Origin of the sequence: Xanthomonas prunicola, from assembly GCF_002846205.1 — a bacterium.
GTDB lineage: Bacteria > Pseudomonadota > Gammaproteobacteria > Xanthomonadales > Xanthomonadaceae > Xanthomonas > Xanthomonas prunicola.
This window is the reverse complement of record NZ_PHKV01000001.1, coordinates 72,478-93,627: the sequence shown is the minus strand read 5'-3', so window position 1 is coordinate 93,627 and position 21,150 is coordinate 72,478. Positions and strand designations below refer to the sequence as shown.

The following is a 21,150-nucleotide window of genomic DNA, read 5'->3' as shown; positions in this document are numbered from 1 at the left end:
TGCGCATGAGTGCCAATTCCTTCGGCAAGCTGTTCACCGTCACCACCTTTGGCGAATCGCACGGGCCGGCGATCGGCTGCGTCGTCGATGGCTGCCCGCCCGGTCTGGAGATCGCGCCGGAAGAGTTCACCCACGATCTGCAACGGCGTGCCAGCGGCAAGAGCCGGCACACGTCGGCGCGCCGCGAAGCCGATGAGATCGAGATCCTGTCCGGCGTCTACGAAGGCCGCACCACCGGCACGCCGATCGGCCTGCTGATCCGCAATACCGATCAGCGCAGCAAGGACTACAGCAACATCGCCCAGCAGTTCCGCCCTGGGCATGCGGACTACACCTATTGGCAGAAGTACGGCATCCGCGATCCGCGCGGCGGCGGGCGCTCGTCGGCGCGCGAGACCACCATGCGCGTGGCTGCCGGCGTCATCGCCAAGAAGTGGCTCAAGCAGCGTTACGGTGTACTGGTGCGCGGTTACCTGTCGCAGCTGGGCGAGATTCGTCCGACCGGTTTCGATTGGGATGCGGTCGAAGACAACCCGTTTTTCTGGCCGCATGCCGCGCAGGTGCCAGAGCTGGAAACCTACATGGACGCGCTGCGCAAGTCCGGCGATTCGGTCGGCGCGCGCGTGGACGTGGTGGCCGGCGGCGTGCCGGCAGGCTGGGGCGAACCGATCTACGGCAAGCTCGATGCCGAGCTGGCTGCTGCATTGATGAGCATCAATGCGGTCAAGGGCGTGGAGATCGGCGATGGCTTCGCCAGCGCCGTGCAGAAGGGCACCGAGCACCGCGACCTGATGACCCCGGAGGGCTTTCTCAGCAACCATGCCGGCGGCATTCTGGGCGGCATTTCCACCGGCCAGGCGGTCACCGCCTCGATGGTGCTCAAGCCCACCTCCAGCCTGCGTCTGCCCGGCGCAACAGTGGATGCGGATGGCAGTGTGGTCGATGTCATCACCACCGGCCGGCACGACCCGTGCGTGGGCATCCGCGCCACCCCGATCGCCGAGGCGATGATGGCGCTGGTGTTGATGGACCAGGCGCTGCGTCATCGCGCGCAATGCGGCGATGTCGGCGAGGTGTCGCCGCGCATTCCCGGTCAGGTCGATGTCTGAAGCAACGCGCCCCAAGGTGTGGGTCAGCCAGCCGCTGTTCGACGATGTCGTCGCGCAGCTGGGCGAGCATTTCGAGCTGACGACCACCGAGCACGTCAGCGCGTATTCGCCGGCAGAACTGGCCGCGCACCTGGCGCCGCTGGACGGTGCCCTGATCACTCTCAACGAGCGTATCGGCGCGGCCGAAATCGCCTCGGCGCCGCAACTGCGTGCGATCGCCAATGTGGGCGTGGGCTACAACAATCTGGATCTGGATGCGCTGAGCGCCGCCGGCATCCTGGCCAGCAACACGCCGGATGTGCTCACTGAAACCACGGCCGATCTCGGCTTTGCGTTGCTGATGGCCACCGCGCGCCGCATCACCGAATCCGAGCGCTGGCTGCGCGACGGGCAGTGGGGGCAGTGGTCGTTCAAGACCATGCTCGGCGCCGATCTCCACGGCAGCACGCTCGGCATCCTGGGCATGGGCCGGATCGGGCAAGGCATCGCGCGGCGCGGCGCGCATGGCTTCGGCATGCGCGTGCTGTACCACAACCGCAGTCAGTTGCCGGCCGCCACCGAACAGGCGCTGGGCGCGCACTACGTGGATTTCGATACGTTGCTGGCGCAATCCGATCATCTGGTGCTGGTGTTGCCCTACACCAAGGAATCGCACCACATCATCGACGCGGCGGCGCTGGGCAAGATGCGCGCCACCGCCACGCTGGTGAACATCGCCCGTGGCGGTATCGTCGATGAGGTGGCGCTGGCCGATGCGCTGGCTAACGGGCGTCTGGCCGGTGCCGGCCTGGATGTGTACGAGGGCGAGCCTCGCGTGCGTCCGGAGCTGTTGGCGCTGCACAACGTGGTGCTCACCCCGCATATCGGCAGCGCCAGCCTGGCCACGCGCCGCGCGATGGTGCAGTTGGCGGTCGACAACCTGATCGCTGCGCTGGGCAAAGGCCCCCATGCCGGCCATCCGCCGAGCGCGCTCAATGCCGATGCGGTTGCCGCTGCCAACCATGGCGGTACCGACGCGGCCGCGAAAAAAACCGGCGTCACCGGCACCATTTCGAGCAAACGATAGGGAACCTCCGCGGCCAGCTTTGGAGGTTCCCCGAACCCAGCGCGCAGTGCTTCCTCTTTCCCCTTTTCGATAAAGACAAACCTCATGAGCAACGAAAACCGTCGTTTCAACGTCGCGGTCGTGGGCGCCACCGGCGCTGTCGGCGAGACCATGCTGAGCATCCTGGCCGAGCGCAACTTCCCGGTCGCCACCTTGTACGCCCTGGCGTCGTCGCGCTCGGCGGGCGGGCAGGTCGAGTTCAATGGCGGCAAGGTCGACGTGCTGGATCTGGCCGACTTCGACCCGACCGGCGTGGACATCGCGCTGTTCTCCGCAGGCGGCAGCGTGTCCAAGGAATACGGCCCCAAGTTCGCCGCCGCCGGCGCGGTGGTGATCGATAATTCCTCCGCGTTCCGCTACGACGACGACGTGCCGCTGGTGGTGTCGGAAGTCAATCCCGAAGCGCTCAAGCAGCGCCCGCGCGGCATCATCGCCAACCCCAATTGCTCGACCATGCAGATGCTGGTGGCGCTGGGCCCGATCCACCGCAAGTACGGCATCGAACGCATCAATGTGGCGACCTACCAGTCGGTGTCCGGCGGCGGCCGCTCGGCGATGGAAGAACTGGGCAAGCAGACCAGCGAGCTGCTGAGCTTCCAGGAAATCGATCCGCAGCGGTTCCCGGTGCAGATCGCCTTCAACCTGATTCCGCACATCGACGACTTCCAGGACAACGGCTACACCAAGGAAGAAATGAAGCTGGTCTGGGAGACCCGCAAGATCCTCGGCGACGACAGCATTCAGGTGAACCCCACTGCGGTGCGCGTGCCGGTGTTCTACGGCCATTCCGAAGCGGTGGCGATCGAAACCCGCGACAAGATCACCGTGGAAGCGGCGCGCGCGCTGCTGGAAGCATCGCCCGGCGTGGAAGTGGTGGACGAGCGCAAGCCCGGTGGCTACCCGACCCCGGTCACACACGCTTCCGGCAAGGATGCAGTGTTCGTCGGCCGCATCCGCGAAGACCTCTCGCATCCGCGTGGTCTGAACCTGTGGATCGTCTCCGATAACATCCGCAAGGGCGCTGCGCTCAACGCCGTGCAGTTGGCCGAATTGGTCGCCCAGGAAGGCTGAGAGCCGCTACAAAAACGCCTGCGCAGCCGCCGCGCAGGCGGCCGGTGCCCCGGATTGGTCGGTGCCACGCGTGCACTGCATTCCTGTGCGCTGTCTGCAGGCGCCTGACGACTGCTCGCTGCGTTTCGTTAGGCGCTCCAGGCCGCCGCCCACGTGCAGGAGCGGGCCCGCGCGATGATGTGTCCCGGGGACGCCTCATCGCGCCAAGCGCTCCCGCAGGTGCAAACCGGCGCATCGATTGAAGGAAGTGGCTACCTTCAACGAAAGGTTCAACGTGCAGGCGCGCGGTCATCGCGCGCCTGCCTGCATGCGTGGCCTGCACGTGTCAGTTCATAGTGAGGGGCCTACGTGTTGACGGAGCGGTAGGTTGCGCTACCGCGGTCACGCTGCCTGCATCTTGCGCACCCTTCGCTTGCTCACGCGGCAACTCATGACCCTGCCATCGACGCAATGTCATGGCATCACGCACGTCATTGTGCATCACGCGAGCTGCTGATGAGCCGCTGCACGCGTGAGACGCAGCGCAGTGGTGTCGCCCATCAATGGGCACCGATCTGCATCGGCCGTGCATGCATGCCGCACTGCGGCAGTCGCACTCTCGCATCGCTCTGCATCACGGCGCCGACTTTTTCGCTCATCCAGCGGCTATATTGATGCCCATGAAACATAGGGGCGGGGGCGCGATGCGTCCGATACAAGGGATAGGTGCGTTGCTGCTGATGGCCTGCAGCGGCGCTGCCATGGCGTTGGGGTTGGGCGATATCCGGGTGCTGTCCAAGCCCGGGCAGCCGCTGGTGGCCGAGATTCCGGTCATCTCCAACGAGCCGGGCGAACTCGACAACGCGCGCGTGGCGCTGGCATCGGCCACCACGTTTGCGCGGGTCGGTCTGGAACGCCCGCAAGGCTTGGTCAGCAATCTACAGTTCCAGTTCGCGCAGGACGCGCGCGGGCGTGCGGTGATCCGCGTGACCAGCAGCCAGGCGGTGGACCAGCCGGCGATCAACTTCCTGATCGAAGTGGAGTGGGGCCAGGGCCGACTGGTGCGCGAATATTCCGCCCTGGTCGATGCACCCAACACCGCTGCCGCGATCGCCGAGCCGGCCATCGAAGCGCCGCGCGCCGGTTCCAGCAACACCATTGCGCGCGCGCCGGCGGCTGCGCCGGTTGCCAACCGCGATGCACAGGACAACGCGAGAGCCGAGCCTGCTGCACGTGCAGCCGCCAGTGCGTCGGCTGCATCTTCCACGCAGGCAGGCGATGTGTTGCCGGCCGTGCGCTCGGGCCAGACCTTGTCGGAGATCGCCGCGGTGGTGGCACGTTCCAGCGGACATTCGCTGGACCAGACCATGCTGGCCTTGCTGCGCACCAATCCGGATGCCTTCATCAACGGCAACATCAACCGCCTGAAGCAGGGCGCGGTGCTGCGCACACCGCAGGAAGACGCGCTTGCACAAATCGGCGCGGCCGAAGCGGCAGTGATGGTGCGCGAGCAGGCTGCTCAGTGGCGGCAGGCACGCTCGGCGGTGCCGCAACCGGCCGAAGCCGGCGCTGCTGCCGCACCAACCCCGCCAACCGCCACGCCTGCCGCAACGGCCGGTGCCGGTGCGCGGCTCGAAATCGCCCCTGCAGTGGCGAGTCAGACCAACACCGCCGGCGTCACGTCCGGTACCAGTGCCGAAGGCGAGGGCGAGATGGCGGCCAACCAACAGTTGCAACAAGCCAAGGAAGATATCGCCACCCGCGATGCGGAATTGCAGGATCTACGCACCCGCGTGGCCGACCTGGAAAAGCTCAAGCAGCAACAGCAGGCGCTGATTGCAATGAAGGATACCGATCTGGCGGCCGCACAGAAGCGCCTGTCGGAAGTCCCGGCGGCCGCGCAACAGGGCGGTGGTTTTCCGATGTGGTTGATCGGCGCGCTGGTGTTGATCGTCGCTGCGGTGGTGGCGTGGTTGGCTGCCCGCCGTCGCAAACCGTCGCCACTGCCGCCGTTGCCGCGCCGGCAGTACGACTTCGTCCTGCCTGGCGCGCCAGTGCAGGCCGCCGAGCCGCAAGACGAGGCGCAGGCCACGGAGCCGAGCGAACGTGATGTGGTGCACGAGACCGAATTTGAGCAGGCCGATCTGCGCGAAGACGAGCGCGCCCACGACGTGCACCACCCGCTATCGGACGTGCTGCGTCGCGAACCGCTGCTCTCCGAGCCTGCTGCTGCGCCAGTGGCGGTCAACAGCGACGATTGGCGCGCGCTGCGTGCCACGCCGCCGGTGGTGAAGGAGTCGCAGCACACCGCGCCCATTGACGAGCCGCCGCACTCTCCGGCGCCCGAGGTTGTGGCGCCGAACCCTGCCGAAGTCGTACCCACGCCAAGCGAAGGGCCGTCCGCTGCGCCATCGATATCTACGCAGAACAGCCTGGATTTCGATTACCCCTCTGCAGCGCCGATTGCTGCGCCCAGCACCTCGACCAGCCGCGAATTTGCCTCGGCCGGGCGCGATCGCCTGGAGCTGGCAGTGGCCTACATGGATCTGGGCGACAAGGACACTGCTCGCGGTCTGCTGCTGGAAGTTGCCGCCACCGGCGATGACGCCACCCGCGCCGAGGCCGCCAAGCTGCTGGAACGCCTGGCATGAGCCCGGCGATCGACCATCTCGTCCCGCACGAAAGCACCGCACGCGAGCGCCGGATCGACTATGTGGAGTTCGCCTCGGTCGATCCGGACGCCAGTCGCGCGTTTTTCGAAATGGTGTTCGGTTGGCGGTTTCAGGCTTATGGCCCGGATTACCTGGCCTTCAACGACGGCCGCCTGGACGGTGGCTTCTACCGTGCAGCCGCGCCAGCGCCGGCCGAAGGTGGCCCACTGGTGGTGCTGTATGCCGATGACCTGGCGCCGGTGCTCGAGCGGGTGCGTGTTGCGGGCGGAGAGATCGTCAAGCCGGTGTTCGGCTTCCCTGGCGGCAGCCGCTTTCACTTCCGCGAGCCCGGCGGCACCACGCTTGCCGTGTGGTCCGAGCGGACCGTCGCGGTCAACGCCTAACACCCCGCCTGCGCGTTGGCCGCACGCGCGACGCCGCTGCTCGGCATCGGACGATGCTGCTCGTACACTTCACGTTCTCCGCAGCGGCGGGGCCGTGCCGACCATTGCCTGCGATGGCGTGGTCTGCATGACCTGCGCGCGCATTCCATCGATTCATTAGAGGCAGGTACCGATGCGTTACGCGCTGGGCGTGGAGTACGACGGCAGCGAGTTCCAGGGCTGGCAGCAGTTGGGCGAGCATGGCGGCCCGAGTGTGCAAGCCAGCCTGCAGGCGGCATTGTCGTCGGTCGCCGATGCGCCGGTGCAGGTGGTCTGCGCCGGACGCACCGACGCGGGCGTGCATGGCGAATGCCAGGTGGTGCATTTCGACAGCGACGCACGCCGCGAGCCGCGCGGCTGGATGCTGGGCACCACCGCGCGGCTGCCGCCGTCGATCGCCGTGCGCTGGTGCGTGCCGGCAGCCGACGACTTCCATGCGCGCTTTTCCGCGCGCGCGCGCCGTTATCGCTATCGCCTGCTCAACCGGCAGATTCGCCCGGCGCTGTATCGGCACACCTTGAGTTGGGAGCGTCGCCCGCTCGATGCCGATGCCATGCATGCGGCGGCGCAGGCCTTGCTGGGCGAGAACGACTTCAGCGCTTTCCGCAGCGTGCAGTGCCAGGCGTTGCATGCGCGCCGTAACTTGCAGACCATCGACGTGCAGCGCATCGGCGAGGTGGTGGAGGTGCAGGTCCAGGCCAATGCATTCCTTCATCACATGGTGCGGAATATTGTGGGCTCGCTGATTTTGGTCGGTACCGGCGAGCAGCCGGCCGACTGGATCGCGACGTTGCTCGCCGGACGCGACCGCACTGTGGCCGGCCCGACAGCGCCGCCACAGGGTCTGGTATTTATCGGACCTCTGTATCCTGCAGAGTGGCATCTGCCTGCTGAGGTGACCCAATGAATCGATCGCTGTACCGCACCCGTATCAAGTTCTGTGGCATGACCCGCGCCGGAGACATCCGACTGGCCGGGGAGCTGGGTGTGGACGCGGTGGGTTTCATCTTTGCGCACGGCAGCCCGCGGCGCGTGGCACCGGCTGAGGCGCGGGCGATGCGCCAGGCCACCGCGCCGATGGTCGATGTGGTGGCGTTGTTCCGTAACAACTCCAAGGAAGAAGTACGCGAAGTGGTGCGCACTGTGCGCCCGACCTTGCTGCAATTCCATGGCGAGGAGGACGACGCGTTCTGCCGCAGCTTCAATCTGCCGTATCTCAAGGCGGTACCGATGGGCAGCACTGGCATGAATGGCGAAGACGCCAATGCGCGCACGCTGCAGTTGTCGTATCCCAATACCGCTGGCTTCCTGTTCGACAGCCATGCGCCCGGCGCAGGCGGCGGCACCGGCAAGACCTTCGATTGGTCACGCTTGCCCACCGGCCTGCATCGTCCGTTTCTGCTGGCAGGCGGCATCAACGCCGATAACGTGTTCGACGCCATCGTGGCCACACTGCCCTGGGGCGTGGACGTCTCCAGCGGCGTGGAGCTGGCCCCCGGCATCAAGGATGGCCACAAGATGCGCAAGTTCGTTGAGGAAGTGCGACGGGCGGACTGTCACGAGATGTCGTGAGGCTGGGATTGGGAGTTGGGATTCGTAATGGCAGGTGCGTAACGCGGCGGGTTTGTTGGGTGTTTGGCTCGTTGGCTCAGTCCCTAGGCGTTGGCATGCTTTCCGAATTCCGGTTGACGATCAGCCATTAGCGGCGTGTCCGCTTTGCGTCTTCCTGCCAGTGGCGCCGATGCGAGGTGTTTCCGCTCGGTACACATAGCTCCTGGCGGCAGGCGTGCCCGTGGTAAGAACGGCTAACAAAACATAGCGAGCAGTCGTCAGGTGGGCGTGGACGATGCGCTCAGAACGACAGTGTATGGGTGTATATGTCGATTCCGGGCGTCGGCCGCACCCGCCTGGCGGTGAGTGCAGTCGTTCTGTTAGCTGCTCTAAGTCATGGGCTGGCGATGCAGGTTTGCACCGAGCATCCGTAATTGCCGCTTAGGCGTTCCCTGTTTGCATGGCCGGTGAGGCGCGCTGGTCGTTCGCCAAGGCTTTTTCTAGCCACTCTGCCAGCCGTTCGATGCGTGGGTCCGGGTTGCGCTTTGCGGCACATAGCACCCAGCGGCCGCGCGTGGCGGTGAATCCCCACGGCGCCAGGAGGCGTCCGGCCGCCAGATCGGCCGCCACCAAGGGCTGCGGCGCGATCGCGATCCCCAGGCCGGCGGCAGCGGCTTCCAGTAGATACACCAGGTGTTCGAATTCGGTGCCGAAGCGCAGGGCGTCGGGTGCCAGGCCCTGCGCCTGCGCCCATTCTGGCCAGGCTTGCGGGCGCGAGCGGGTGTGCAGCAGGGCGTGATCGCTCAGTGTGGCCGGGTCGTTCCCACCGATCTGCAAGGTCGATGCGAGCTGCGGGCTCAGCACCGGTCCGATCCACTCCATGCCCAGCACATGCACCTGCCATTCGCTTGGCCAGGGCGGGGTGTCCAGCAGCAGGGCGGCATCCAGGCCGTCCAGGTCCGGGCCGGGCGGCTGTTCGCTGGCTGACAGGTGCAAGCGCACGTCAGTCAGGTCGTGCTGCAGCAGGCCCAGGCGCGGGATCACCCAGCGCGCCAGCAGGCTGCCGGAACACCCCAGCACCAGCGGCGCCTCGGCGACCGGGCGCTGCAACGCTGCCCAGGTCTGGCCAATCACACCAAAGCCTTCGCTGGTGGCATCGCGCAGCCGGGCGCCGGCCGCGGTCAGCACCAGGCCGCGGCCCTGGCGCGCAAACAGCGCAGCACCCAGTGCGTGTTCCAGCGAACGCACGTGCCGGCTGATGGCGCCATGGGTGACGTGCAACTCCAGTGCAGCGCGGCTGACGCTCTGCAGGCGAGCGGCAGATTCGAATGCACGCAGCGCCGCCAGCGGCGGAAGGGAGCGGGTCATATGTGATTCCAGATCACAGGTGGCGGTAATCTTATCGATTTATCGCACACTGCGGCTGCGCTAAAGTGACGCCTCTCGTATGACGCATTGCTGCAGAGGATTTCCATGTCGGCCCAGCCCATCAGTGACTTTTACGCCTATCCGGATGCTGCCGGCCACTTCGGCAAGTTCGGTGGCCGGTTCGTCGCCGAAACCTTGATCGGCCCGCTGCAGGAACTGGCCGCCGCCTACGATCAGGCGCGTCAGGACCCGGCCTTCATCGCCGAATACGACAAGGACCTCAAGCACTACGTCGGCCGGCCTAGCCCGATCTATCACGCCGAGCGGCTCAGCCGCGAAGTGGGCGGGGCGCAGATCCTGCTCAAGCGCGAAGACCTGAACCACACTGGCGCGCACAAGATCAACAACACCATCGGCCAGGCGCTGTTGGCCAGTCGCATGGGCAAGACCCGCATCATTGCCGAGACCGGTGCCGGCCAGCACGGCGTGGCCAGCGCCACGGTGGCGGCGCGGCTGGGCCTGGAATGCGTGGTCTACATGGGCGCCACCGACATCGAACGGCAGAAGATCAACGTCTACCGGATGCAGCTGCTGGGCGCGAAAGTGGTTCCGGTGACCTCCGGCTCGGCCACGCTCAAGGATGCGCTCAACGAAGCGATGCGCGACTGGGTCACCAATGTACGCGACACCTTCTACATCATCGGCACCGTGGCCGGCCCGGATCCGTATCCGCGCATGGTGCGCGACTTCAACGCGATCGTGGGCCGCGAGGCGCGCGAGCAGATGTTGCAGGACTACGGCCGGCTGCCGGATGCGATCAGCGCCTGTGTCGGTGGCGGCAGCAATGCGATTGGCCTGTTCCACGCCTTCCTCAACGACCCGGGCGTCAAGATCTACGGTGCCGAAGCCGCCGGCGACGGCATCGCCACCGGCCGCCATGCCGCGTCCATCGCCGCCGGCCGCCCCGGCGTGCTGCACGGCAACCGCACCTACGTGATCTGCGACGACGACGGCCAGATCACCGAAACCCATTCGATCTCCGCCGGCCTGGATTACCCCGGCGTCGGGCCCGAGCACGCGTTCCTGTCCGATAGCGGCCGCGCGGTGTACCAGGGGATTACCGACGACGAAGCGATGGCCGCGTTCCATCTGCTGGCGCACACCGAGGGCATTCTCGCGGCGCTGGAATCCAGCCACGCGGTGGCGCAGTCGATCAAGCTGGCGCGCGAGCTGCCCAAGGACGCGCTGATCCTGTGCAACCTGTCCGGGCGTGGCGACAAGGACGTCCACACCATCGCCGCGCGCGAAGGCATGGTGCTGTGATCGCAGCGCAGATGCGCACGCTGGGCGGCGGTGCGGCGCTGTTGTGCATGTCTGCGCTCGCCCTGGCCGCGGCGCCTGCGCTGGGTACCTCTCAATGTGGGGCCTTGGGGCCCTGCGGCTATGTGGAAGCGGGGCTGCTACCCGATGCAGTGTCGATGATGGTCGAAGACGATCGCATCGTCCGGTTCGACGTCAGCGACCCAGGCGCGGTGGGCCCGTTCGGCATCCGGGTGGGCGACAGCGAAGCTGCCGCGCGGGCGCGCCTGCCGTCGGGCTACCGCGTCCAGCCGCATAAGTACGGCCGCGACGGCGGCAACGCTCTTTATCTGACTTGGCGCGACCCGCAAGGCGAGCTCGCCGTTCGTTACGAAACCGGAGAAGGCACTGTGACATCGATCTACTGGGGAAGCTGGGATGCCGTGCAGTTGGTGGAGGGGGGCGCATGAGCCGCGCGCCAGACCGTATCGCCACACGTTTTGACGTCCTGCGTCAGGCTGGCCGCAAGGCACTGATCCCCTTCATCACCGCCGGCGACCCGTCGCTGGAGGCCACCGTGCCGGTGATGCACGCGTTGGTGCGCGCCGGTGCCGACGTGATCGAACTGGGTGTGCCGTTTTCCGACCCGATGGCAGACGGCCCTACCATCCAGCGCAGCTCCGAGCGCGCGCTGAGCCGCGGCGCTGGCCTGGCCTACGTGCTGGAAGCGGTGCACGAATTCCGCCGCGAAGACGCCACCACCCCGGTGGTGCTGATGGGCTACCTCAACCCGGTCGAGATCCACGGCACGCGGCGCTTTGCCGAAGCCGCAGTGGCTGCTGGCGTGGACGGCCTGCTGCTGGTGGACCTGCCGCCGGAAGAGGCCGACGAGACGCGCGCCATCTTTACCGAGGTCGGGCTGGCGCTGATCGCGCTGGCCTCGCCGACCACCAGCGAGCAGCGGCTGGACATGCTGTGCAGCACCGCGCAGGGCTATCTGTATTACGTCAGCTTTGCTGGCGTCACCGGCGCCTCCAACCTGCTCGACACCCACGCCGCCAGCGACCGCCTGCGCCAGCTGCGTCAACGCGCCGGCGCACCGGTGGTGGCTGGCTTCGGCATCAAGGACGCCGCCAGCGCTGCCGCCATGGCGGTCGATGCCGATGGTGTCGTTGTCGGCAGCGCCCTGGTCGCGGCCTTGGCCAACGCCACCGACGTGCGTACTGCGCGCGAATGCGCCGAGGCTTTTCTGACGCCGCTGCGCCAGGCGCTGGATAAGGACTAGGACTAGGCCCGTTTTCCGGCTGCTATGGGCTGTGTGGATCGCCCGGCGCGAGCGATGCCCCCATCCGCCCTTCGGGCACCTTCCCCCGCAGGCGGGGGAAGGCAGGTAGGTCAACTGTTGCGCTGAAGCCCCTCTCCCGCGCGCAGGAGGCAGCCGACCGTGAAGCCCCTCTCACGCGCGCGGGAGAGGGGTGGGGTGAGGGCACCGGACGCAGGCAAAGCCCCCGCGCACCCAAGAAGCAGCGCACCTGGCCACCCTCCGAACTGCCGCCCCACGCCCACATTCACCCTCCGCGCTACCTGGGCCTTCGCGCAGCGCGTTAGACTGTCGCCCCTCTGCGGCCCGCATCGCCGCCCTGCATGGATTGTCATACACGCATGAGTTGGCTCAGCAAATTGATGCCCTCCGGCATCCGCACCGAGAACACCCCGGCCAAGAAGCGCAGCGTTCCCGAGGGTCTGTGGGAAAAGTGCAGCAACTGCGGCAGCGCGCTGTACGGCCCGGAGCTTGAGGAGAACCTGGAGGTGTGTCCGAAGTGTGACCACCACATGGCCATTCGCGCGCGCGCGCGCCTGAACTCGCTGTTCGACCCGGAAACCGCGACCACCGAGATCGCCGCCCAGCTGGGCCCGGTCGACGTGCTCAAGTTCAAGGACCAGAAGCGCTACGGCGAGCGCATCAAGGCCAGTCAGAAGGCCAGCGGCGAATACGACGCGCTGATCGCCATGCGCGGCACGCTCAAGGGCAACCCGTTGGTCGCCGCTGCCTTCGATTTCGCCTTCATGGGCGGCTCGATGGGGTCGGTGGTCGGCGAGCGCTTTGCGCGTGCGGCCGAAGTGGCGCTGGAAATCGGTTGCCCGTTCGTGTGCTTCTCCGCCAGTGGTGGCGCCCGCATGCAGGAAGGCCTGTTCTCGTTGATGCAGATGGCCAAGACCTCGGCCGCGCTCGGCCGTCTGCGCGAAGCGGGCTTGCCGTACATCTCGGTGCTGACCCATCCCACCACCGGTGGCGTGTCGGCCTCGTTTGCGATGCTGGGCGACATCAACATCGCCGAGCCGCACGCGTTGATCGGCTTTGCCGGCCCGCGCGTGATCGAGCAGACCGTGCGCGAAACGCTGCCGGAAGGCTTCCAGCGCTCCGAGTTCCTGCTCGACCACGGCGCCATCGATCAGATCTGCGATCGCCGCGAGATGCGCGACCGCATTGCCGAGCTCACCGCGATGATGATGCGTCAGCCGCATCCGCAGGACGCTGACGCCGCATGAGCGCACGCAAGTACTTCGGCACCGACGGCATCCGCGGTCGGGTCGGGCAGGGCGTGATCTCGGCCGATTTCGTGCTGCGGCTGGGCAATGCGCTCGGCCGCGTACTGACCCAGGGCCGCAGCAAGCGGCCGTTGGTGTTGATCGGCAAGGACACCCGCATTTCCGGCTACATGTTCGAAGCAGCGCTGGAAGCCGGCCTGGTCGCCGCAGGTGCCGACGTGCAGCTGATCGGCCCGATGCCAACCCCGGCCATCGCTTTCCTGACCAGCACGCTGCGCGCCGACGCGGGCGTGGTGATCAGCGCCTCGCATAATCCGCATTACGACAACGGCATCAAGTTCTTCTCTGCCGAAGGCGAGAAGCTCGATGACGCCACCGAAGCGGCGATCGAAGCGGCACTGGACGAGCCGTTCCACACCGTGGAATCCGAACGTCTGGGCAAGGCCATCCGCACGCGTGATGCGATCGGCCGCTACATCGAATTCTGCAAGGCCAGCGTGGCGCGGGGCTTCACCCTGCACGGGCTGAAGATGGTGCTGGACTGCGCGCATGGCGCCACGTATCACATCGCACCAATGCTGTTCCGTGAGTTGGGCGCCGAGGTGGAGGTCATCGGCGCGGCGCCGGACGGGCTCAATATCAATGCCGGTGTCGGCTCGACGCATATCGACAACCTCGCCGCCAAGGTGCGCGAGTGCGGTGGGCATCTGGGCATCGCCTTCGACGGTGACGGTGACCGCGTGCTGATGGCCGACGACCAGGGCAACCCGGTCGATGGCGACGATCTGCTGTATGTGCTTGCGCGCTCGTGGCAGGCCAGTGGCCGGCTGACCGGCACCGTGGTCGGCACTTTGATGACCAATTACGGTCTTGAACAGGCATTGGCTGCGCTGAACATTCCGTTTCAGCGCGCCAAGGTCGGCGATCGCCACGTGCATCAGGCGCTGGTCGAAGGCGGCGGCACCTTGGGCGGCGAAACGTCCGGCCATCTGCTGTGCCTGGACCGCGCCACCACTGGCGATGGCATCGTCAGCGCGCTGCAGGTACTCGAAGCGCTGGGGCGAGATGGGCAGAGCTTGCGCCAGGCGCTCAGCAGCCTGAGCAAGGTGCCGCAGAAGACCGTCAATGTGCGCCTGGATGGCGGTGCGGCCAAGGCCATCGTGGAAGCGGCCAACGTGCAACAGGCATTGCAGCAGGCGCAAGCCGCCGTTCAAGGCCGCGGCCGCGCGTTCCTGCGCCCCTCCGGCACCGAGCCGGTGGTGCGCGTGACCGTGGAAGCCGACGACGCGAGCCTGATGCAGGACACGCTTGATCGTCTCTCGGGTGCAGTGCGTGACGCGGCGTGAGTCAATCGTCATTGGCGTGTGCGTGGTCATTGCCAAGGCCGCGACGTTTTACCTGTTGTATCGCCTGCTGATCTGACCAGCAGGCTTTCTCTCGACCTTTTCGACTTCGACTGCAGACATCCGTATGAGCGCGCGCATCCCCACGCTGGACATCACCCGTTTCGACACCGACCGCGACGCCTTCGTCGCCGAGCTCGGTGCTGCCTATCGGCAGTGGGGCTTTGCCGGCATCCGCAATCACGGCATCGCGCAGACCGATATCGATGCGGCCTACGACGTGTTCAAGGCGTTTTTCGCCTTGCCCGAAGAGGTCAAGCGCCGCTATCACGTGCCGGGCAGCGGCGGCGCACGGGGCTACACCGCCTTTGGCGTGGAAACCGCCAAGGATTCCAAACACTTCGACCTGAAGGAGTTCTGGCACATCGGTCGCGAGATTCCGGACGATTCGCCGTACCGCGACGTGATGGCGCCGAACCTGTGGCCGGAAGAAGTGCCCGGATTCCGCGAGCGCGGCTATCAGTTGTATCAGCAGCTCGACCAGTTGGGCTCGCGCGTGCTCTCGGCGCTGGCGCTGCATATCGGTTTGCCGCAGGACTATTTCGTCGACAAGACCAACAACGGCAATTCGATCCTGCGGCCGATCCACTACCCGCCGATCACCAGCGACGACATCCCCAATGTGCGCGCCGGTGCGCATGGCGACATCAATTTCATCACCTTGCTCGTCGGTGCCAGCGCTGCCGGTCTGGAAGTGCGCTCCAACGATGGCGAGTGGGTGCCGTTCACCGCCGACGCCGACACCATCGTGGTCAACATCGGCGACATGCTGCAGCGCCTGACCAACCATGTGTATCCGTCCACGATCCACCGCGTGGTCAATCCGCCGGGCGAAGCGGCGCGCAAGCCGCGCTATTCGGTGCCGTTCTTCCTGCATCCGAATCCGGATTTCCTGATCGACGTGCTGCCCTCCTGCATCAGTGCCGACAACCCCAGCCGTTACCCCGAGCCGATCACCGCCCACGGCTTCCTGGAAGAGCGCCTGCGCGAGATCAAGCTGAAGTAACTCGGCGGACATCGTGACCGTTGACGATCGGGTTACTCATCGCCGGGCGTGCAACGCGCGGCTGCTCGCCCATGCCGCGCATGGCCGCGTCCGCAGCACGTGCCATGACAGAGCCCACAGTTCTGTTCATGAAATTCCTCTCGCGTCTGGTTAAAGCTTGCGTTCACCCGCGCCGATAACACAGGCTGATTGTTAGCGTGACGTCGGATTCGCCTGGCGTACGCTGCCGATTGCACGACGTAGGGGGCGCGCATGCGGATGCGGTGGTTACAACAACTAGGTGCGGTGTCGTTACTGGCGCTGAGTGGCACAGTGGCACCGGCCGCAGCGACGCCGGTCAGCGTCACCGTGACCGATGCAAACGGTGTCCTGGTCGATGCGGTGGTCAGTCTGGAATTGCCGCACCCCGCCGCAGCCAGCGCGGGCAAGGTGTTGGAGATGGATCAGGTCAACTCGCAGTTCGTGCCGGCGGTCTTGGTGGTGCGCACCGGGACCTCGGTGCGGTTTCCGAACAACGATCAGATCCGCCATCAGGTGTATTCGTTCTCGCCTGCCAAGCGCTTTGAACTGCCGCTGTTTCAGGGCACCACCGCTGCGCCGGTGCGGTTCGATCAGGCCGGTCTGGTCACGGTGGGCTGCAACATCCACGACTGGATGCTGGGCTATATCGTGGTGCTGGAAACGCCGTACTTCGGCAAGACCGGCAGCGATGGTCGCGTGCAACTCGATGTCCCGGCAGGAAACTACACGCTGCGCGTCTGGCATCCACGCATCAAGGGCGCTGCGGTGGGCGAGCCGCTGGTGATTGCGCGCGATGCCGTGCAACGCAAGGTCACCCTGCAGACCACCGGCGCCGCCCCGGTCGTCGCGCCGCCGGACGAGCGCGTGCGCGCGCTGCAGGACAAGTTCCGTCGCGCCGATCCCAAGAAGTCGCACCCATGAGGGCGATGCGCCTGCATACGCGCATCGCGGCCTTGCTGGTGCTGGTCGTGCTGGCCACGCAGGCGTTGACCTTCATCGCCGTGCAACTGGCGACCGAGCGCAGCGTCAAGGCGCAACTGGGCGAAGAACTGCAGATCGGCGAACGCGTCTGGGAGCGCATCAATCTGCGCCGCGATGAGCAACTGATGCAGTCGGCGTCGGTGCTGGCAGACGACTTCGGGTTTCGTGCCGCAGTGGCCAGCGGCGATGTGCCCACCATGCAATCGGCGCTGCGCAACCATGCCGCGCGCATGTCTGCGCAGACCGCCGTGCTGCTCTCGCCAGATGGCCAATTCCTGACCGGGCTGGCCGACCTTCCGCAAGCCGAACAACTGCGTGCGGTGCAGGCGTTGTTGCAACAGGCGCAGCGCGATGGGCGCGCGGTCGGCGTGGTTGCCCTGGATCAACACATCGTGCGCCTGGCCGTGGTGCAGGTGCTGGCGCCCAGCCGCGTTGGCTGGATTGCGATCGGCAACGAATCCGGCGACGGCCTGGCACAGGATTTCCGTAGCACGACGGGACTGGATGCCACGTTCTTTACCGATGGACCGCCGGTCCGCGTGCTGGCATCCACCCTGGAGCCGGCGATGCGCGGCGAGTTCGCGCAGCAGTTGCCGGCTGCCGAGCACACGCCGGCGGCGGCGATTCCGCTCAACCTGGGGCAGTCGCGCTACCTGGTCAAACTGCAATCGATCCAGGGCGGCAGTGACGTGCGGGTGGCCTTGCAGGCCTCGCTCGATCGCGCGGTCGCGCCCTATCGCATTCTCAAATTGCGCATCCTGCTGCTGGCCGGTCTGGCGACTGCTGCCGCGCTCGCGGTGGCGATCTTTCTCGCACGCAGCGTCAGCAAGCCGGTTGCGCAACTGGTGCAGGCGGCGCGCCGCATCCAGCGCGGCGATTATCAGACGGCGGTGGACGTTCCGCCCGGTCGCGAGCTCGCCGAGCTGGCCGACAGTTTCGGGCGCATGCAGCATCAGATCGCCAGCCGCGAGCAACACATCCTGCATCAGGCCCGACACGATGCCTTGACCGGTCTGCCCAACCGGATCTGGTTGCTGGAGCGGTTGAAGGAAGTGGTGGAGCAGACCGTGGCATCCGGTGGCACCGCAGCGGTGCTGATCCTGGATCTGGAGCGCTTCAAGGAACTCAACGACAGCCTGGGCCACGACTTCGCCGACCAAGTGTTGGTGGAGGCCGGGCGCCGGCTGGTGGAGGTCGTGCAGGAGCCCAATCTGGTGGGCCGGTTGGGCAGCGATGAATTCATGGTAGTCGTGGCGCAAGCCGATGCGGCCAGCGTGCAGCAGGATGCGCAGCGCCTGCTGCTACAGCTGCGTCGCCCGCTGGTATTGCCGCAGGCGCGTATCCAGCTCGAAGCCAGCATCGGTATCGCCCTGATTCCCGACCATGGCGCCGACCCGGATACTTTGTTGCGCCGCGCCGATATCGCGCGGCGCCAGGTCGGCACCACAAACGCTATCGGCCCCAGCGTCTATCGCCTGGGCCAGGACGAACAGCATCTGCGGCGTTTGCGCCTCACCGGCGATCTGCGTCAGGCCATCGGCGGTAACGAATTGAGTCTGCGCTTCCAGCCCAAGATCTGCCTGCGCAGCGATCGCGTCGAACAGGTCGAAGTACTGGTGCGCTGGCATCACCCGGTGCTTGGCCCGATCGGCCCGGACGAATTCATTCCGCTCGCCGAGCACTCCGGCGTGATTCATCCGCTCACCCGTTTTGTGCTGGACGAAGCGCTGCGCTGCCAGGCGCAATGGCGCGAGCAAGGGCTGGTACTTGGCATGGCAATCAACCTGTCCGCGCTCGATCTCTCCGACCCCGGCTTGCCCGACTTCGTGCGCGGCCGGCTGGAGCACCACGCCGTGCCGGCGCAGTCAGTCACACTGGAACTGACCGAAAGCGCCTTAATGCGCGATGTCGAATTCGCACTGCACATGCTGCATCAGTTGCGCAGCGTGGGGGTGCGTCTGTCCATCGACGACTTCGGTACCGGTTATTCCTCGTTGGCCCAACTCAAGCGCATGCCGGTGAACGAATTGAAGATCGACAAGAGTTTCGTCATGCAGTTGGCCGAAGGCACCGACGATGCCTTCATCGTCCGCAGCACGATCGATTTGGGGCATAACCTGGGACTTAGCGTCATCGCCGAAGGTGTCGAGAACGCCACCGCGCTGGCACTGCTGCATGGCTACGGTTGCGACATGGTGCAGGGCTATCTGTATTCGCCACCGCTGGAAGAAGCGCCGCTGGTGGCCTGGTGCATGCGCCAACTCGGCATGACGTCTGCCTCTCACGCAGGTGCGTAGCGATGAGCGTGCGTCTGCGTGTTGTAGTGCTCGCTGCATCCATTGCTGGTGCATTTGCGCCAGTGCACGCATTGGCCGGCGACGGCCGCCTGCTCGCCACCGGCGGCGTGTCGATGATCGAAGGCAGCAGCGGTGGCGGCATCGTGCCGTGGGCCACGTTGTCCGGGTATGGCACGCGCGATGAACTCGGCACCGTGCTGTTCGCCACGCATGTGGACAGCGGTGATTACCGGCTCGATGTGCAAGGCGCCGCGCTGACGGTCGGCAATCGGCTGGAGTTGTCGCTCGCCCGCCAACGTCTGGACTTGGGCACGTTGCAGGACCGGCTTGGCTTGCCGTGGAATGCGCTCGGCCAGGACGTGTTTGGCGCCAAGTTACGTCTGGCCGGCGATCTTGTGTACGGACATGCGCCCCAGGTCAGTCTGGGCGTGCAATACAAGCGCTTGCGTAACGGCACCTTGCCGTTGGCGATCGGTGCGCGCGACGACCACGGCACCGACGTCTACGTCAGCGCAAGCCGCTTGTTGCTGCAGGGCGCCGGCGGGTATCAGTTGCTGCTCAACGGCACCTTGCGCGCCACCCGCGCCAACCAGACCGGCTTGCTCGGCTTCGGCGGCGATCTTCGCAACAGCTATCGTCTGGTCCCCGAGGCCAGTGCTGCGGTGGTGCTGTCGCCGTCCTGGGCGGTGGGCGTGGAATATCGCGACAAACCGAATAACCTCGGTTTCGCACGCGAGCAAGCGTGGGCAGATGCATTCGTCGCCTGGTTCCCAAGCAAGCATGTCTCGTTGACTGCTGCATTCGCCGATCTTGGCGACATCGCCACGCTTGCCGATCAGCGCGGTCCTTATCTTTCCTTGCAGGTGGCGTTCTGATGAACCGATGGTTGCGCTGGTCCTTGCTGTGCATGCTCGGCCTGACCAGCGCCTGCGCCAGCACGCAATCGCGCCCCACGCTCTACGACGAACTCGGCGGGCACGCCGGGATCGAAGCGCTGGTGGAAACCATGCTGTCGCGCATCGCCGACGACCAACGCATCGTCGACAAGTTCGCGCGCGTCAACATCGTCATGCTCAACGAGCGCCTGGTGCAGAAGTTCTGCCATGTCGCCGACGGCCCGTGCCCGGATACCGCCAAGTCGATGCAGCAGGCGCACGCGCACCTGGCCATTCGCGAAGGCGACTTCAACGCTTTGGTAGAGGATCTGAACTGGGCGATGGATCAGCGCAAGATTCCGCGCCGCACGCAGAACCGTCTGCTGGCGCGGCTGGCGGCCATGCATGGCGAGATCGTCAATCACTGAGAGCTGCGATTGGTTTTCGCGCGTGTGGTTGGGCGCGTGAGCCGATGTTGGTGTGGACCGACGTGCGCGCGCATCCACATCATTCGACGATCGATACATGCGCTTGCGTGGTCATCCCACGCCCTCCAAGCACCGAGGTTGCAGGCAGGCACGAAGCGCTGCTGAGCACCGGCGATATCTCCCGCACGCGCATCCTGCCACCTCAATCCAGCGGTCGCACGCGATGCGAGCCGCGCGCCATCAGGCGCAAGGCAAACGCATGCGGCAGCAGCCGCAGTGCGGCATTGACCAGCCGATAGCGCCAGCCAGGGACCGCCAGCACCTGGCCGCGTTCCATTGCATCTATTCCGTACTCCGCTACGGCATCGGCCTGTAGCCAGGCCCAGGCGGGCAGGGCGGACATCGCTTCGCGGGTGCCGGTCACGTCGTGGAATTCCGACCAGGCAAAGCCTGGACAGAGCGCGCACACCTTGACGCCGCAATCGGCGTTTTCCAGCGCAAGCGACTCGCTGAAGCGCAACAGAAAGCTCTTGCTGGCCGCGTACAGGGTCTGCCCATCGGCGCTCGGCGTCAGCGCCGCGAACGAGGCGACGTTGAGAATGCGGCCCTGGCCGCTGGCGCGGATCATCGGCAGCAGCCGCCAGGTGAGTTCGCATACCGCAGTCACCATCACCTGCAGAAAGCGCGCATGCGTGGCCCAGTCGTTATGCAGGTAACGGCCCGGCACGCCGTACCCGGCGTTGTTGACCAGTGTGCCCACGGTCCAGCCATTGCGCTGGATCTGCGTCGCCAAGGCGTCGGCCGCGGCCGGGTCGGCCAGATCGGCCGGCAGCACTTCCACCCGCACCGCGCTGCGCAACTCATCGGCCAGTGCCTGTAGCCGATCCTCCCGGCGCGCGGTCAGGATCAACGGCACCCCACGTTTGGCATATGCCCGCGCGATCTCACGGCCGATGCCGCTGGAAGCGCCGGTGATCAGCGCGAAGACGGGTGAAACGGACATGGCAGGTTCC

At 66.1% G+C, this 21,150-nt stretch carries 19 protein-coding genes and 2 other RNA genes; 18 read left to right on the top strand and 3 right to left on the bottom strand.

Annotation, left to right across the window (positions count from 1 at the left end; genetic code table 11):
• Positions 1–5 precede the first annotated feature (5 nt).
• The 8 genes from aroC to XpruCFBP8353_RS00440 all read left to right on the top strand — a co-directional run bounded on the left by aroC (position 6) and on the right by XpruCFBP8353_RS00440 (position 7,930).
• The gene (gene aroC / locus XpruCFBP8353_RS00475; protein ID WP_101361454.1) at positions 6–1,109 is read left to right on the top strand and encodes a chorismate synthase; all 1,104 of its coding nucleotides are present in this window, start codon (positions 6–8) and stop codon (positions 1,107–1,109) included.
• A complete protein-coding gene (locus XpruCFBP8353_RS00470) occupies positions 1,102–2,175 on the top strand; it encodes a 2-hydroxyacid dehydrogenase (RefSeq protein ID WP_101361453.1) in 1,074 nt (357 codons plus the stop codon). Before aroC ends, XpruCFBP8353_RS00470 begins: the two co-directional genes overlap by 8 nt.
• Before the next feature lie 84 nt (positions 2,176–2,259).
• Positions 2,260–3,285, top strand: a complete 1,026-nt coding sequence (locus XpruCFBP8353_RS00465; RefSeq protein WP_101361452.1) for an aspartate-semialdehyde dehydrogenase — start codon at positions 2,260–2,262, stop codon at positions 3,283–3,285.
• A gap of 59 nt (positions 3,286–3,344) precedes the next feature.
• Positions 3,345–3,419, top strand: a non-coding RNA gene (locus XpruCFBP8353_RS00460) — sX9 sRNA.
• Positions 3,420–3,968: 549 nt separating this feature from the next.
• The gene (locus XpruCFBP8353_RS00455) at positions 3,969–5,915 is read left to right on the top strand and encodes a type IV pilus assembly protein FimV (protein ID WP_455685155.1); all 1,947 of its coding nucleotides are present in this window, start codon (positions 3,969–3,971) and stop codon (positions 5,913–5,915) included.
• The gene (locus XpruCFBP8353_RS00450) at positions 5,912–6,319 is read left to right on the top strand and encodes a VOC family protein (protein ID WP_101361451.1); all 408 of its coding nucleotides are present in this window, start codon (positions 5,912–5,914) and stop codon (positions 6,317–6,319) included. The genes XpruCFBP8353_RS00455 and XpruCFBP8353_RS00450 overlap by 4 nt, the downstream gene beginning before the upstream one ends.
• A 172-nt stretch (positions 6,320–6,491) precedes the next feature.
• Positions 6,492–7,265 (top strand): tRNA pseudouridine(38-40) synthase TruA, encoded by a 774-nt coding sequence (gene truA / locus XpruCFBP8353_RS00445; protein WP_101361450.1) that lies wholly within the window; start codon positions 6,492–6,494, stop codon positions 7,263–7,265.
• A complete protein-coding gene (locus XpruCFBP8353_RS00440) occupies positions 7,262–7,930 on the top strand; it encodes a phosphoribosylanthranilate isomerase (protein ID WP_101361449.1) in 669 nt (222 codons plus the stop codon). The genes truA and XpruCFBP8353_RS00440 overlap by 4 nt, the downstream gene beginning before the upstream one ends.
• 231 nt (positions 7,931–8,161) lie before the next feature.
• Here XpruCFBP8353_RS00440 and XpruCFBP8353_RS00435 read toward each other — a convergent pair.
• Both XpruCFBP8353_RS00435 and XpruCFBP8353_RS00430 read right to left on the bottom strand, forming a co-directional pair.
• Positions 8,162–8,237: non-coding RNA, sX9 sRNA (locus tag XpruCFBP8353_RS00435), on the bottom strand.
• 113 nt (positions 8,238–8,350) lie between these two features.
• Complete coding sequence (locus XpruCFBP8353_RS00430) at positions 8,351–9,277, bottom strand: LysR family transcriptional regulator (RefSeq protein ID WP_101361448.1); 927 nt, start codon at positions 9,275–9,277, stop codon at positions 8,351–8,353.
• A gap of 105 nt (positions 9,278–9,382) precedes the next feature.
• On the opposite strand from XpruCFBP8353_RS00430, the gene trpB reads away from it, so the two are divergent.
• The 10 genes from trpB (at position 9,383) to XpruCFBP8353_RS00380 (ending at position 20,137) form a co-directional block, all read left to right on the top strand.
• Positions 9,383–10,600, top strand: a complete 1,218-nt coding sequence (gene trpB, locus XpruCFBP8353_RS00425; protein WP_101361447.1) for a tryptophan synthase subunit beta — start codon at positions 9,383–9,385, stop codon at positions 10,598–10,600.
• A 47-nt stretch (positions 10,601–10,647) separates the two neighbouring features.
• Positions 10,648–11,046 (top strand): hypothetical protein, encoded by a 399-nt coding sequence (locus tag XpruCFBP8353_RS00420; protein ID WP_407071301.1) that lies wholly within the window; start codon positions 10,648–10,650, stop codon positions 11,044–11,046.
• The gene (gene trpA, locus XpruCFBP8353_RS00415) at positions 11,043–11,861 is read left to right on the top strand and encodes a tryptophan synthase subunit alpha (RefSeq protein ID WP_101361445.1); all 819 of its coding nucleotides are present in this window, start codon (positions 11,043–11,045) and stop codon (positions 11,859–11,861) included. The genes XpruCFBP8353_RS00420 and trpA overlap by 4 nt, the downstream gene beginning before the upstream one ends.
• A 377-nt stretch (positions 11,862–12,238) precedes the next feature.
• Positions 12,239–13,126: an acetyl-CoA carboxylase, carboxyltransferase subunit beta gene (gene accD / locus XpruCFBP8353_RS00410; RefSeq protein WP_101361444.1), complete on the top strand. Its 888-nt coding sequence runs from the start codon at positions 12,239–12,241 to the stop codon at positions 13,124–13,126.
• A complete protein-coding gene (gene glmM, locus XpruCFBP8353_RS00405; RefSeq protein ID WP_101361443.1) occupies positions 13,123–14,472 on the top strand; it encodes a phosphoglucosamine mutase in 1,350 nt (449 codons plus the stop codon). The genes accD and glmM overlap by 4 nt, the downstream gene beginning before the upstream one ends.
• Before the next feature lie 124 nt (positions 14,473–14,596).
• Positions 14,597–15,535 carry an isopenicillin N synthase family dioxygenase gene (locus XpruCFBP8353_RS00400; protein WP_101361442.1) on the top strand — a complete coding sequence of 313 codons (939 nt, stop codon included), beginning with the start codon at positions 14,597–14,599 and terminating at the stop codon, positions 15,533–15,535.
• Between the two features lie 258 nt (positions 15,536–15,793).
• On the top strand, positions 15,794–16,477 hold the full coding sequence (locus tag XpruCFBP8353_RS00395; RefSeq protein WP_101361441.1) for a methylamine utilization protein: 684 nt from the start codon (positions 15,794–15,796) through the stop codon (positions 16,475–16,477).
• Positions 16,474–18,834, top strand: a complete 2,361-nt coding sequence (locus XpruCFBP8353_RS00390) for a putative bifunctional diguanylate cyclase/phosphodiesterase (protein ID WP_101361440.1) — start codon at positions 16,474–16,476, stop codon at positions 18,832–18,834. The genes XpruCFBP8353_RS00395 and XpruCFBP8353_RS00390 overlap by 4 nt, the downstream gene beginning before the upstream one ends.
• 2 nt (positions 18,835–18,836) lie before the next feature.
• Complete coding sequence (locus XpruCFBP8353_RS00385) at positions 18,837–19,709, top strand: DUF3034 family protein (protein ID WP_101361439.1); 873 nt, start codon at positions 18,837–18,839, stop codon at positions 19,707–19,709.
• Positions 19,709–20,137, top strand: coding sequence for a group I truncated hemoglobin (locus XpruCFBP8353_RS00380; protein WP_101361438.1), 429 nt, complete (start codon positions 19,709–19,711; stop codon positions 20,135–20,137). Before XpruCFBP8353_RS00385 ends, XpruCFBP8353_RS00380 begins: the two co-directional genes overlap by 1 nt.
• Before the next feature lie 202 nt (positions 20,138–20,339).
• Here the strand turns inward: XpruCFBP8353_RS00380 and XpruCFBP8353_RS00370 are convergent, their stop codons facing one another.
• Positions 20,340–21,140 (bottom strand): SDR family NAD(P)-dependent oxidoreductase, encoded by an 801-nt coding sequence (locus XpruCFBP8353_RS00370; RefSeq protein ID WP_101361436.1) that lies wholly within the window; start codon positions 21,138–21,140, stop codon positions 20,340–20,342.
• Positions 21,141–21,150 lie beyond the last annotated feature (10 nt).